Genomic DNA, 12,678 nt, shown 5'->3' with positions numbered 1-12,678 from the left:
CCGCTCGGTACGTAGGGGCGTGCCCCCGGGCTGTGCCCGGACCGCCGGATTCGTGCCGGGACGTCCGGCACACGCACCCGGGGGCGGGCAGGCACGGCGGGGATCGCGCCCGGGGCGGCGCCGGATCGTGACGGGGGCGTGCCGAACCGCCCGGAGTCGTGCCGGAGGCGGGTCGGAACCGCTGGGGTACGCCGGACGTTCCCGTGGTCCGGGGCCGGCGCGGGACGGGGTCGGGCACCCGCGGGACGGTCGGGCAGGCCCGGGCCCGCCGCGGGGCAGGCGCTCCCGGGGCGGTGCGGGCGAGGAGTGAGGGGGCGTGATGGGCGGTGCGGGCGGCCTGGACGGCGGCGCGGTGACGGCCGGCCGGCGCGGGCGGACGCGGGTGAAGGCCGCGGCGGGCCTGGTGGCCGGGCTGGTCGCCCTGCTGTGGGTGCTGGAGGGCGTCGACGTGCTGACCGGCCACGCCCTGGACGCGTACGGGGTGTCGCCCCGCGAGGTGGTGGAGCTGCGGGACGTCGTCCCGTCCGCGTTCCTCCACTTCGGCTTCGACCACGTCGCGGCGAACTCCGGGCCGCTCCTCGTCTTCGGCTTCCTGGCCGCCCTGCGCGGGGTGCGCCGGTTCCTCGCCGTGGTGGCGTTCGTCGTGGTCGTGGACGGGCTCGGCGTGTGGCTGGTCTCCCCCGCGTACACGAACACGGCCGGCGCCTCGGGCCTGGTCTTCGGCCTCTTCGGCTACCTCGTGGCGCGCGGGTTCGCGGACCGCAGGGCGTTGGACGTCCTGGTCGGTCTGGTGGTGGCGGCGTCCTGGGGGTCCACGGTGCTGCTCGGGATATCCCCGGCGCAGTCCGGCGTCAGTTGGCAGGGGCACCTGTTCGGTCTGGTCGCCGGTGTGGCGGCGGCCTTCGTCCTGCGGCGCCGCCCCGCCGGACGGTCCGGCGCGCCCCCGTACGGGGACGGGGCGGTGCCGGTGCGCTGAGCGCGACCGCACGGCCGGCGACGCGGGCCCGACGACGGCGCCACGCCCCCGCGCGGCACGCCCCGCACGGGCACCGCCCCCGCGCCGTACGCCCCGCACGGCACGGCGCCGGGGCCCGGCCGCCGGAGCGCCCGGCCGTCACACGCCGAGGCCGCGGACCACCAGGTCGAGCAGCGCGCAGACGAAGAGCGCGATGCCGATGAAACCGTTGACCGTGAAGAACGCCCGGTTCAGGCGCGACAGGTCGCCCGGCCGCACGATGGCGTGCTCGTACAGGAACGCCGCGACGACGACCACGAGGCCGATCCAGAACCACACCCCGGCGCCGGTCGCGAGGGCGTACCAGACGAGGAGGCCCGTCGTGACGACGTGGCACGCCCGCGCCCCGTACAGGGCGGCCGGGATGCCGAAGCGGGCCGGGACGGACATGACGCCGTGCGCCCGGTCCGCGTCCACGTCCTGGCAGGCGAAGATCAGGTCGAAGCCGCCGATCCACACGCCGACGGCGAGGCCCAGGACGACGGCGTCCCACGACCACGCCCCGGTCACGGCGAGCCACGCGCCGACCGGGCCCATGGCCTGCGCGAGGCCCAGGATCGCGTGCGGGAAGTTCGTGAACCGCTTGCCGTACGGGTAGACCACCATCGGCACCACCGCGACCGGCGCGAGCGCCAGGCACAGCGGGTTGAGCAGCGCCGCCGCCGCGAGGAAGACCGCGAGGGCGACGAGCGCCCCGGTCCACGCGGAGCGCACGGAGACGGCGCCGGTGACGATCTCCCGGTTCGCGGTGCGCGGGTTACGCGCGTCGATCTCGCGGTCGATGATGCGGTTGCAGGCCATGGCGAAGGTCCGCAGGCCCACCATGGCGACGGTGACGAGCAGCAGCTCCGCCCAGTGGACGCGCCCGTCCTCGCGGAACATCGCGGTCAGGGCGGCGATGTAGGCGAAGGGCAGGGCGAAGACCGAGTGCTCGATCATCACCAGCCGCAGGAAGCCCTTCACCCGGCCGGTCGGCCGCGGCGCGGGGACCGGGCCGGCGAGGCCGTCGGTGGTCGTCATGATGCGAGGCTCCCGAGGAACGCGTCGAGGTCGGCGAGGAGCCCGGCGGTGTCGACGGGCCCCGTCTCCACGGTGAGCGCCGCCGACGTGCCGTCGTCGGGCGGGGTGACGTGGGCCGTGAAGGCGTAGGCGGCCGGGCCGGCCGGGCGGGCGTCCAGGCGCAGCACGGCGCCGCCGTCGACCGTGAACGGCGCGGGCGTGGCGCCGGGCGCGGTGGCGGCGGCCAGCTCGGCGCGCAGCCGCCCGGCGAAGTCGGCGGGTTCGGAGTCGCGGACGCCGGGCAGCTCGAAGCCGTCGCCGCCGTCCTCGGCCTCGACCATGACGGCCCACACGTCACCGGGGCCGGCGAACTCCTCGGGCGTCACTCCCGCCTGCTCGGCGGCGTGCCGGACGCCGGGCTCGGCGGGGTCGAGCTCGGGCCGGACGAGCGCCACGTAGGCGGTGTCGGTGCCGATGAAGAGGGCCGGACCGCCCACCGGGACGGGGCTCACAGGCCGTACTCCTTCCAGCGCCGGGACACCTTCGCGGCGACCTCCGGGTCGGACTCGATCATCTCCGGCCAGCCGCCGTCGCGGACGTAGCCCTCCTCGGGCCACTTGCGGGTCGCGTCGATGCCGGCCTTGCCGCCCCAGAACTTCTGGTACGAGGCGTGGTCGAGGTGGTCGACGGGGCCCTCGACGACGGTGAGGTCGCGGGAGTAGTCGACGTTGCCGAGGGCGCGCCAGGCGACCTCGTGCAGGTCGTGCACGTCGCAGTCGGCGTCGACGATCACGACGAGCTTGGAGAGCGACATCATGTGCGCGCCCCACACGGCGTGCATCACCTTCTGGGCGTGCTTCGGGTACTTCTTGTCGATCGAGACGATCGCGCAGTTGTGGAAGCCGCCCGCCTCCGGCAGGTGGTAGTCGACGATGTCCGGCACGATGATCTTGAGCAGGGGGAGGAAGAAACGCTCCGTCGCACGGCCGAGCGGCCCGTCCTCCGTGGGCGGCCTGCCGACGACGATCGACTGGAGCAGGGGGCGGCGGCGCATCGTCACGCAGTCGATGGTCAGCGCCGGGAAGTCCTCCTGCGGCGTGTAGAAGCCCGTGTGGTCGCCGAAGGGCCCCTCCGGCAGCGTCCGGCCGGGCTCCAGCCAGCCCTCCAGGACGACCTCGGCGTGCGCGGGGACCTGGAGGGGGACGGTCTTGCAGTCGACCATCTCGATCCGCTTGCCCTGGAGGAACCCGGCGAACAGGTACTCGTCGATGTCCTCGGGCAGCGGCGCGGTCGACGCGTACGTCACGGCGGGCGGCGTGCCGAACGCGATGGCCACCGGCAGCCGCTCGCCGCGCCGGGCGGCGACCTGGTAGTGGTTGCGGCTGTCCTTGTGGATCTGCCAGTGCATGCCGATGGTGCGCTTGTCGTGGCGCTGGAGGCGGTAGAGGCCGAGGTTGCGCACGCCGGTCTCGGGGTGCTTGGTGTGCGTGAGGCCCAGGTTGAAGAACGAGCCGCCGTCGTGCGGCCAGGTGAAGAGCGCGGGCAGCCGGTCGAGGTCGACGTCGTCGCCCCGCAGGACCACCTCGTGGACGGGCGCGTCCTTCACCTTGCGCGGCGGGACGTGCGTCATCGCGCCGAGCTTCCCGAAGGCCTCCCGGACGCCGACGAAGCCGCTCGGCAGCTCGGGCTTGAGCAGGCCGCCGATCTTCTCGCTGATCTCGCCGTAGGAGGAGAGGCCCAGCGCCTTCAGGAGGCGGCGGTCGGTGCCGTAGACGTTCATCGCCAGGGGCATCGAGGAGCCCTTGACGTTCTCGAAGAGCAGGGCCGGGCCGCCGGCCTTCTGCACCCGGTCGACGATCTCCCCGATCTCCAGGTGTGGGTCGACTTCGGCTTTGATGCGCTTGAGGTCGCCATCGCGTTCCAGCGCCCGGAGCAGCGAGCGGAGATCGTCGTAAGCCATGCGCCCAGTATCGCGGAGGGCCCCCGCGCGGCCGCGCGCGCCCCACCCGTGGGGCCGTCCGCGTACCGCCGCCGGACCCGGGGGCGGGTGGCGCCCGGGGCGGCGTCCGGTGGCGGGTGGCGGGCGGGCGGGCGCGGACCCGGGGCCGTCCGGGAGGCGTCCCCGTTACGCTGGGTGTGTCACCGGGGCTGTCGAGACGCGGCCCGCCAACGCATCCAGGGGGCTGTCCCACATGCTCAGGGCACTGATGTTCATCCTGCCGATCGCGCTGACGATCTACGCGTTCATCGACTGCCTGAACACGCCCGAGGACGAGACGCGGCACCTGCCCAAGGTGGCCTGGGTCTTCATCATCCTGCTCTTCTGGATCGTCGGACCGGTCGTGTGGCTCGTGGCCGGCAAGGCCCGCCGCGGCCCCGCGGGCGGCCGGGGGACCGGCGAGTGGCGCCGCCGGCGCACGGAGTGGGTCGCCCCGGACGACAACCCCGAGTTCCTGAACTCGCTGCGCGACGGCGGCAAGGAGCGGGGGGCGGAGAAGGACGACGAGGCGCTCCTGGAGGACTGGGAGGCCGATCTGCGCCGCCGCGAGGAGGAGCTGAAGCGCCGCGAGGGCGGCGACGGCCCGTCCCGGGGTGACGACGACCCGAAGCAGTCCTGACCCTGACGCCCCGGGACCACCGCCCCGGCGCCCTCCGGTACCGGCACCCCTGACGCCCCGCCTCCGTGTGGCCCCGGCCCGCCGGCCCCTGCGGCGGTCCGGCGGGTGGCGCCGGGTGCCGCCGGGCCGCCGGGTTCGGGTGGGTGCCGCCGGGCCGCCGGGCCGGCGGGCCGGCGGGCTCACGCGGGTGGCGCCGGGATCACCGGGCCGGCAGGCGTTGCCGGGGCCGGTGGGTGCGGGAAGAGTGGGGGGCATGGATCCCAGCGCCCGCATCCCGACCGTGGACCTCGCCGTCTGGGCGTCCGGTGGCCGCCGCGCCCGTGCCGCGCTCGCGGCCGACGTCGACCGGGCCCTGCGCGGGGCCGGGTTCCTCCAGGTCACCGGGCACGGCGTGGAGCCGGAACTGCCGGCGGCGATCCGTTCCGAGGCGCGGGCGTTCTTCCTGCTGCCCGACGCGGTGAAGGCCCCGTACGGGGTGCGGGTCGGCGGCCGGGGCTGGCTGGGCCCGGGGACGGAGGCCAACGGGTACGCGGAGGGGTCGTTCACCCCTCCGGACCTGAAGGAGTCGCTGTCGTTCGCGTCGGAGGAGCGGATCGGCGACCCCGCGGTGGACGCCGAGTGGTTCCTGCCGAACACCTGGCCCGCCGAGGTGCCCCGGCTGCGGCCGCTGGTGGAGGCGTACGCGGCGCGGATGCGGGGGCTGTCGGACCGGCTGCTCGCGCTGCTGGGCGTGGCGCTCGGCGCCGGGGAGGACTTCTTCACCCGGCACACCCGCCACCCCACCTGGGGGTTCAACGTCAACTGGTACCCGGGGCGCGACCGCGTCGGCCCCCCGGAGCCGGGCCAGTTCCGGATCGGGCCGCACACCGACTTCGGCACGGTCACCGTCCTGGACCGGCAGCCGGGCCGGGGCGGGCTCCAGGTGTTCACCGACGACGGCTGGGCGGACGCGCCGTACTCCGCGGACGCGCTGACCGTCAACATCGGCGACCTCATGGCGCGCTGGTCCGGGGGCCGGTGGCGGTCGGGGCGGCACCGCGTGCTGCCCCCGCCGGCCGAGGACCCCGCGGAGGAGCTGATGTCGCTGGTGTACTTCTACGAGTGCGACCCCGGTACGACCGTGCACGGCATCGACGCGCACGCCTACCTGCGCTCCCAGCTGGACGCCATCACCGCCATCACGGCCGAGTGACGGTCGGGGCACCAGTTCGGAAACTCTCCGCGACACCCCGACCACCCGCCGCTATTCTTCCCCTCAAAGTGTGACGGGACGCGTCCCGTGACGCTGACGCTACGGGGGGTGGCGGATGGACAGGGAGCTCCATGGCCGCGAGGCGGTGTTGGACCCGACCGGCCTCGTCGCGCGACTGACCGGTCTCGCGCCGTACGACTTCGCCGGTGTCGCGTACGAGCACGGCGACGACCCGCCGGTCACCGTCCTGACTGGCGGCCGGGGCACCGGGAAGACCGCACTGCTGAAGCAGATCCGCAACGCCTACCGGCGCGGCACGCCGCTCGCCTTCCTGGACTGCGCCCACGTCGAGGAACCCGCCGACCACGGCCCCGGCTGGACCCCGGTGACGGGCGCGCTGGCCGAGCTCGCGGTCCAGCTGTCGCCGCGCGTCCTGGCGGCGAAGCCCGTGCGGTTCCCGCGGCTGTCGCTGGGGCTGGCCGCCGTGGCCAGCCTCAGCTGGTCGCAGGAGGACGACGAACGCACCCGCCGTGACCTCCAGCGGCTCGGCCCGGTCCTGTCCACGGTCGACGAGGCCCGCGGCACGGCGACGACCTGGGTCGGGAAGGTCCTCGCCAAGCTGGCCGCGACCGCCGCGGACGGCGCCGGGCCGCTGGCGGGACCGCTCGCCGAGGCGACGGTGGAGACGCTCCTGGAGGAGGTCTTCGGCCGTTACCAGCGCCGCACGGAGACCTACTACGGCGGCTACCGCAACGCCGGCGGCAACGGGAAGCTCGGTCTGCACCGGATCGCCGTCGACTTCTCGCAGGGCGGGGCGCGCCGGGCCGACGCGGAGGCGTTCCTCGTCGGCGCCCTCGTGGAGGACCTGCGCCGCGCCTACACGGGCCTGACCCGGTTCGGCACCCGGCGCGGCCGCCCGCTGCTCCTCCTCGACAACGCCCACCTGCCGCTCGGCCGCCGCCTGGTCGAGCCGATCCTGCGGGACCGGGCCGGCGGCCGGCGCGACCAGGTCGTCGTCGTCGCCGCGTCCCGCGACGCCGGCCACGAGGGGCTGCGCCGCGCCACCCGCGCCCGCCTCCCGGAGGTCGCCCACCGCGCGCCCTGCCCGCGCGGCCCGGACGTCACGTCGGGGATCCTCGCCGTGGAGCTGACCCCGCTGAGCGCCGCCCACACCCGCTCCCTGTTCGAGCGGTACGACCCGGCCGGCCGCACCCCCGCCGAACTGCCCGGGGCCGTGCACCGCCTGACGGGCGGCCGTCCGCTGGCCGTGGCCCTGCTGGGGCGCGCGGCGGGCCAGGCGCCGGCCGGGGAGCGCGGCACCCTGACGCCGGGCGCGCTGCTGGACCTGACCGTGGAGGTGCGGGAGGACTCCCCGGGCGTCCCCGTGGCCGAGACGCTGCTCGCCGCGCTCCTGCCGGAGCTGCGGCCGGGCGAGGCGGCCGCACTGACGGTGCTGGCCGCGGCGCACGACGAGGAGTCCGCCCGCGCCCTCGCCCGCACCCGGCTCCGGGCCGCCTCCGCCGACGGCGACGTGGCGCTGCGGCTGCGGGACGCCCTGCGGGCCGACGGCTGGCAGACCGGCACGAGCGGCACGCCCGGTGCCGGCGGCACGGCCCGTACGCCCGGACCCACCGGCTCCACCCCGGCCGCCGGTGGCACGGCGGGCGGCACCGGCGCCGCGCCCGCCCACTTCGTCGCCGATCCGCTGCTGCGCGCGCTGCTCCTGCACCGGCTCCGGTTCCACGACGGCGACGGGCCCGTGTACGCCGCCTGGCGGGCCGTCCACGAGACGCTGCTCGCCCACCACGGGCCGCACCCCGGCCCCTACCGGCTGCGCCAGGAGCTGGCCCTCGGCCGTACGGAGGGTGCCGTGACCCGGCTGAGGGAGACCTTCCCCGACCCGGATGTGGTCGGCTGGCTGGACCGGCTGCTGTTCGTCGCCTCCGCGCCGTACCCGCGCGAACCCCTTCGCGCCGGGCCCGACCCGCGCCGCGCGGTGGCCCTCGGCCGGGACCCGGGCGAGGTCGACGCGCTGGCCGGGCTCGACGCCGAGACGGGCGCGCTGCACCAGTCGGTGCGGCGGCTGCTGCACGCGGTGTGGCTGCTCACCGATCCGCTGGCACTGCCGGACGAGGAGGTCGTCGAGCGGATGGCGCACGAGCTGCGCCAGCTGTCCGGCCGCCACCTCACCGGCAGCAGCCCCCTGTGGGACGCGGCCACCCACTGGCCGAGGGACATCCGAGCCCGGCGGGCGCCGTCGTCGCCGCCGGGGCACGAGGACGGAGCCTGACGAGCATGGACAACCCCTTCCGGTACCGCGTCTTCTACACCGTCCGGCAGAAGGTCGTCACCAGCGCGGTGGTGCTCGCCCTGCTGGCCTGGGGCGGCGTCACCGCCGTGCGGCACCTGACCACGCCGGAGGACCGCTCCTGCGCCCCGGGCGTGGCCCGCCCGGCGGGCAGCGACGAGTGCGTGGGCGTCGCGACCGCCGGCGACGGCTACGACTTCGGCCAGGCCCGGCTGACGGCGGTCACCGCGGCCATCGGCCGGGAGAACGCCACCCTCCGCGAGGGCCACTACGCGACGGTCGCCCTGCTGCTGCCGCTGACGTCGACGAGCCCGGGGCTCCGCGAGAAGGTGGCGCACGAGCTGCAGGGCGCGTTCGTGCAGCAGTACCGGGCCAACCGGCAGAACAACGAGTCGCCGAAGATCCGGATCGTCCTCGCCAACACCGGCAAGGACAACGTGCACTGGCGGACCGCCGTCGAGCAGCTGAAGGGGATGACGGGCGCCCCGCACCAGCTGCGCGCCGTGTCGGGCATCGCCACGAGCAGCGCCGCCGTGCGGGGCGCGGTCGGCGAGCTGACCGGGGCCGGCATCGCCGTGGTGGGCACCACCATCACCGCCGACGACATCGCCAACGGCCCCGGCAGCCTCCGCTTCCCCGGTCTGGCCCGGGTCTCCCCCACCAACGGCGACGAGGCCCGCGCGCTCGCCCACTTCGGACGGGTGGACGCGGCGAAGGCCCTGCTGGTGCACGACACGCGCACCGGCGACCACTACACCGAGACGCTCCGCGCGGCGTTCTCCGACCTCCTCGCCCGCTCCCCGTACGAGCCGCAGCTGTTCACCTCCGCCGAGGACCCGAACGCCGAGGGCACCACGGCCAACACCTTCCGGCAGATCACGCACCTGGTGTGCGACACGCGCGCCGACACGGTGTACTTCGCCGGCCGCCACACCCAGCTGCGGCAGTTCATCAACGCGCTGGGTGCCCGCGGCTGCAAGGACCGCTCGTTCACGGTGCTGACCGGCGACGAGGCGTCGTACCTGGGCGCGGACCCGCAGTTGGACCGCTCCGCGCTGGACGCCGGGCTGACCGTCCGCTATGCGGCGCTGGCGCACCCCGACGCGTGGCGGGCGCGCCCCGGGTACCGGCCGCCGGCGACGGGCGGTTCGGCCGCCGCGTACGACGAGTTCACGCGGCTGCTGGCAGAGGTGTCGGCGGCGCCCGCCGGGCCGGTCGGGCCGGTGTCGCTCGCCGACGGCCAGGCGATCATCGCGTACGACGGGATGGCGACGGCGGTCCGGGCCGTGCGGGAGGCGACCCCGGTGGGCGGCCGCGTGCCGCCGCTCGCGGACGTGCCCCGGCAGTGGCCTCAGGTGAAGGGGTCCTTGAAGGTGGCGGGCGCGAGCGGCTGGATCTGCCTGGACAACTACGGCAACCCGTACGACAAGGCGGTGCCGGTGGTGCAGCTGACGCGGACGACGCCGCGGTTCGTCGCCATGGCGTGGCCCGAGGGCCGGCCGCCGGCCGCGGACTGCCTGCCGCCGCGCCGCCCGTAGGGGGCCCGGGACGCGCGCGGGGGCGGTGGCGGCGGTCCGGAGGGGACCGCGCCACCGCCCCCGCGGGCGGCTGTCCGGGCCGGGTGGTCACCCGGCGGCCGGCACCGGGGTCACTCGACGCCCGGTACCGGGGTCACTCGACGCCCGCGTACGAGTGCAGCCCGTCGACCCAGATGTTGACGCCGTAGTAGTTGAACAGCCAGCAGCCGAAGGCGACCAGCGCCAGGTAGGCGGCCTTGCGGCCCTTCCAGCCGACCGTGGCGCGGGCGTGCAGGTAGCTGGCGTAGGCGATCCAGGTGATGAAGGACCAGACCTCCTTGGGGTCCCAGCCCCAGTAGCGGCCCCACGCGTCGCCGGCCCAGATGGCGCCGGCGATGATCGTGAACGTCCACAGCGGGAACACGGCGGCGTTGACCCGGTAGGCGAGCTTGTCGAAGGTCGCGGCGGCCGGGAGCCGCTCCATGACGGACCGGGCGAAGGCGCTCGGCGTCTCCCCGCGCGCCACCTTCGCCTCGTACGCGTCGCGGAACAGGTACAGCAGCGTGGCGACCGCGCCGATGTAGAAGACCGCGCCGCAGAAGATCGCGGTGGAGACGTGGATCCACAGCCAGTACGAGTCGAGAGCCGGGACGAGCTGGTCGCTCTCGGTGTACAGCCACGTGGTGGCGAGGCCGAGGTCGAGGAGGATGGTCGTGACCAGCGGCAGACCGAGCCAGCGGACGTTCTTCCCCGCGACGAGGAAGGCGAGGTACGCGCCGACCGCGACGGTGGAGAACGTCAGCGAGAACTCGTACATGTTGCCCCACGGCGCCCGCTGCACCGACAGGGCGCGGGCGACGACGCCGCCGGCCTCCAGCAGGAAGCCGAGCGTGGTGAGGGACACGGCGACGCGCCCGTACAGGTCGCCCTTGACGTCACCGCCGGCCGCGCCGGGGCCGTCGGGGACGTTCCGCGCGCCGGCGGCGCCCCGCGTGACGACGGCCGGCTTGTCCAGGACGGCGGTCCCGGCGGCCTGCTGCCCGCCGCGCACCCGGACGGCGGGCGCGGCGGCCGCGGAGGCGGCCGGGGTGAGGGCGGCGGCGGTACGGCCGACCTTGCTGCGGCTGCCGAGCACCCACTCGGCGATGTGCGCGAGGAACGCCAGGGTGTACACGGCCATGGCCGAGTACACGAGGACGTTGCTGATGTGCGCCAGGTTCTCGTTGGTGGCGGCGGCGATGGTCACTGCGTTGCCCCTTCGGCAGGAACAGCCTCTTCGGCAGGTTCGGCGTCGTGGTCGACGACGTCGTCCGCTGGCGCCGACGGCGCCGCGGAGTGGAGCGCGGCCGCCAGCTCGGCCAGCTCCTCGGGGAGCTTCGCGGACTCGCTCCGGCCCAGCCCCGCCATCTCGATGACGGTCACGCCGTCCTCACCGCGGACGGCCCTGACCCAGACCCGGCGCCGCTGGATGAACAGCGACCCGATCAGGCCGAGGATCGCGGCGACGGCGCCGGTCAGCGCCCAGCCGTTGCCGGGCTGCTGGGAGATCTGGAAGCTGGCCCACTCCTTGATCTCCTTCTCGAAGGTGATCGAGCCCGCCCCGTCCGGCAGGGTGAACGTCTCACCGGGCGTGAGCTGCTTGCGCAGGATGTCACCGCTCGCGTCCTTGAACGGCTTCATCTTGCTGGTGTCCAGCTGGTACACGTTCTGCGGCACGCCCGAGTCCACGCGCAGGTCGCCGTGGTAGGCGGACAGGCTCAGCACCGGGTACACGAGCCCCGGGAACTGGGAGAACATGTCGCCCTTGCCCTTGCCCGCGTACGTCGGCACGAAGAACGCCGGGATGCCCAGCTGGTCCTTCTTCCCGTTCTTGTCGGTGTAGCCGTCCATCACCTTCAGGACGCCCTGCGAGGTGACGTTGGCGTCGATCGGCAGCAGCGGCACGGGCCCCTGGCTGACGACCTTGCCGCGCCCGTCGCGGACGGTGACGACGGGGGCGTACCCGTGCGAGATCAGGTAGACCTTGGCGCCGTCGACCTCCAGGGGCTCGTTGACCCGGATGACGGCCTTCTTGTCGGGCCCGCCGCCCTCCGCGTACGTGACGGCCGCCTCGAAGGTGCGGGGGGTGCCGCGCTGCGGGCCGTCCGTCTCGTAGGTGCCGGTGAACGAGTCCAGCTCGAAGCTGAAGTGGCCCAGGTCGTCCAGGCTGAAGAGCGAGCCGGAGCGGAAGTCGTCGTACTGGCTGAGCGTGTTGGCGAAGCCGTCGCCCTCGACGATCAGCTTGCCGCCCTCGGACTTGAAGAGCTGCCCGGCGGCGAACGCCAGCAGCATCACGATCAGCGCGACGTGGAAGAGGAGGTTGCCGACCTCGCGCAGGTACCCCTTCTCGGCGGCGACCGCGTCACCGGCCACATGGGCCCGGAAGCGGTTCCCGCGCAGCAGGCGCAGCGCCTCCTCGCGGGCCTCCTCGGGCGTGGCCCCGGTGCGCCAGGTGGTGTACGCCGGGAGGCGGGTGAGCCGCTTGGGCGCACCCGGCGGGCGGCTGCGCAGCTGGCCGACGAACTGCCAGGTCCGCGGGAGGATGCAGCCGATCAGGGACACGAACAGCAGGATGTAGATCGCGGAGAACCACACCGAGCCGTAGACGTCGAAGAGCTGGAGCTTCTCGTAGATCGGCGCGAGGGTGCCGTGCGCCTTCTTGAAGGCGTCGACCTTCGTCTCGTCCACGCCGTTCTGCGGGATGAGCGAGCCGGGGATCGCGCCGAGGGAGAGCAGGAAGAGCAGGATCAGCGCGACCCGCATGGAGGTCAGCTGCCGCCAGAACCAGCGGATCCAGCCGATGGCGCCGAGCCGGGGCAGGGTGACCCCGGCGGACTCCTCGTCCTGGGCGGGGGCGGTGGACAGGTGCTCGCCGGCGGCGCCGAGCGACTGCTCGTCGCCCGCGTCCGCCCCGGGCCGTCCGGCCTGCTCGGTCTGCTCGGCCCGTCCGGCCCGTCCGGCCCGTCCGGTCTGTTCGGTGTCGCTCATGG

Annotated in this window: 10 protein-coding genes; 5 read left to right on the top strand and 5 right to left on the bottom strand. The window is 74.9% G+C overall.

Annotation, left to right across the window (positions count from 1 at the left end; all coding sequences use genetic code 11):
• Window positions 1–319 precede the first annotated feature (319 nt).
• A complete protein-coding gene (locus ACF053_RS18580) occupies window positions 320–976 on the top strand; it encodes a rhomboid family intramembrane serine protease (protein WP_391955134.1) in 657 nt (218 codons plus the stop codon).
• A 138-nt stretch (window positions 977–1,114) separates the two neighbouring features.
• Here ACF053_RS18580 and mqnP read toward each other — a convergent pair whose 3' ends face one another.
• From mqnP to ACF053_RS18565, 3 genes are read right to left on the bottom strand one after another with little or no spacing between them, the layout of a single operon-like run.
• Window positions 1,115–2,035 carry a menaquinone biosynthesis prenyltransferase MqnP gene (gene mqnP, locus ACF053_RS18575; RefSeq protein ID WP_391954911.1) on the bottom strand — a complete coding sequence of 307 codons (921 nt, stop codon included), beginning with the start codon at window positions 2,033–2,035 and terminating at the stop codon, window positions 1,115–1,117.
• Window positions 2,032–2,526, bottom strand: coding sequence for a hypothetical protein (locus tag ACF053_RS18570; protein WP_391954910.1), 495 nt, complete (start codon window positions 2,524–2,526; stop codon window positions 2,032–2,034). The genes mqnP and ACF053_RS18570 overlap by 4 nt, the downstream gene beginning before the upstream one ends.
• The gene (locus tag ACF053_RS18565) at window positions 2,523–3,974 is read right to left on the bottom strand and encodes a menaquinone biosynthesis decarboxylase (RefSeq protein WP_391954909.1); all 1,452 of its coding nucleotides are present in this window, start codon (window positions 3,972–3,974) and stop codon (window positions 2,523–2,525) included. Before ACF053_RS18565 ends, ACF053_RS18570 begins: the two co-directional genes overlap by 4 nt.
• Window positions 3,975–4,206: 232 nt before the next feature.
• On the opposite strand from ACF053_RS18565, the gene ACF053_RS18560 reads away from it, so the two are divergent.
• The 4 genes from ACF053_RS18560 to ACF053_RS18545 all read left to right on the top strand — a co-directional run bounded on the left by ACF053_RS18560 (window position 4,207) and on the right by ACF053_RS18545 (window position 9,670).
• Window positions 4,207–4,632, top strand: a complete 426-nt coding sequence (locus ACF053_RS18560) for a PLD nuclease N-terminal domain-containing protein (RefSeq protein ID WP_391954908.1) — start codon at window positions 4,207–4,209, stop codon at window positions 4,630–4,632.
• 253 nt (window positions 4,633–4,885) lie between these two features.
• On the top strand, window positions 4,886–5,824 hold the full coding sequence (locus ACF053_RS18555; RefSeq protein WP_391954907.1) for an isopenicillin N synthase family dioxygenase: 939 nt from the start codon (window positions 4,886–4,888) through the stop codon (window positions 5,822–5,824).
• A 115-nt stretch (window positions 5,825–5,939) separates the two neighbouring features.
• Entirely contained in the window at window positions 5,940–8,114 is a 2,175-nt protein-coding gene (locus tag ACF053_RS18550; RefSeq protein ID WP_391954906.1) for a hypothetical protein, read from the top strand.
• A 5-nt stretch (window positions 8,115–8,119) separates the two neighbouring features.
• Complete coding sequence (locus ACF053_RS18545; protein WP_391954905.1) at window positions 8,120–9,670, top strand: hypothetical protein; 1,551 nt, start codon at window positions 8,120–8,122, stop codon at window positions 9,668–9,670.
• A gap of 133 nt (window positions 9,671–9,803) precedes the next feature.
• Here ACF053_RS18545 and ccsB read toward each other — a convergent pair whose 3' ends face one another.
• Together ccsB and resB are read right to left on the bottom strand one after the other, a co-directional pair.
• Window positions 9,804–10,895 carry a c-type cytochrome biogenesis protein CcsB gene (ccsB, locus tag ACF053_RS18540; RefSeq protein WP_391954904.1) on the bottom strand — a complete coding sequence of 364 codons (1,092 nt, stop codon included), beginning with the start codon at window positions 10,893–10,895 and terminating at the stop codon, window positions 9,804–9,806.
• Window positions 10,892–12,676, bottom strand: coding sequence for a cytochrome c biogenesis protein ResB (gene resB / locus ACF053_RS18535; protein ID WP_391954903.1), 1,785 nt, complete (start codon window positions 12,674–12,676; stop codon window positions 10,892–10,894). Before resB ends, ccsB begins: the two co-directional genes overlap by 4 nt.
• Between the last annotated feature and the right edge of the window lie 2 nt (window positions 12,677–12,678).

Source organism: Streptomyces kanasensis (genome assembly GCF_043077165.1).
Taxonomy (GTDB): domain Bacteria; phylum Actinomycetota; class Actinomycetes; order Streptomycetales; family Streptomycetaceae; genus Streptomyces; species Streptomyces changanensis.
The sequence above is the reverse complement of the archived record's forward strand: the minus strand, read 5'-3'. Positions and strand labels throughout refer to the sequence as shown.

Coding starts and splice junctions, on each gene's coding strand:
- ACF053_RS18560 (WP_391954908.1), top strand. CDS start 4,207: ATGCTCAGGGCACTGATGTTCATCCTGCCGATCGCGCTGACGATCTAC.
- ACF053_RS18555 (WP_391954907.1), top strand. CDS start 4,886: ATGGATCCCAGCGCCCGCATCCCGACCGTGGACCTCGCCGTCTGGGCG.
- ACF053_RS18580 (WP_391955134.1), top strand. CDS start 320: ATGGGCGGTGCGGGCGGCCTGGACGGCGGCGCGGTGACGGCCGGCCGG.
- mqnP (WP_391954911.1), bottom strand. CDS start 2,035: ATGACGACCACCGACGGCCTCGCCGGCCCGGTCCCCGCGCCGCGGCCG.
- ACF053_RS18545 (WP_391954905.1), top strand. CDS start 8,120: ATGGACAACCCCTTCCGGTACCGCGTCTTCTACACCGTCCGGCAGAAG.
- ACF053_RS18565 (WP_391954909.1), bottom strand. CDS start 3,974: ATGGCTTACGACGATCTCCGCTCGCTGCTCCGGGCGCTGGAACGCGAT.
- resB (WP_391954903.1), bottom strand. CDS start 12,676: ATGAGCGACACCGAACAGACCGGACGGGCCGGACGGGCCGGACGGGCC.
- ACF053_RS18550 (WP_391954906.1), top strand. CDS start 5,940: ATGGACAGGGAGCTCCATGGCCGCGAGGCGGTGTTGGACCCGACCGGC.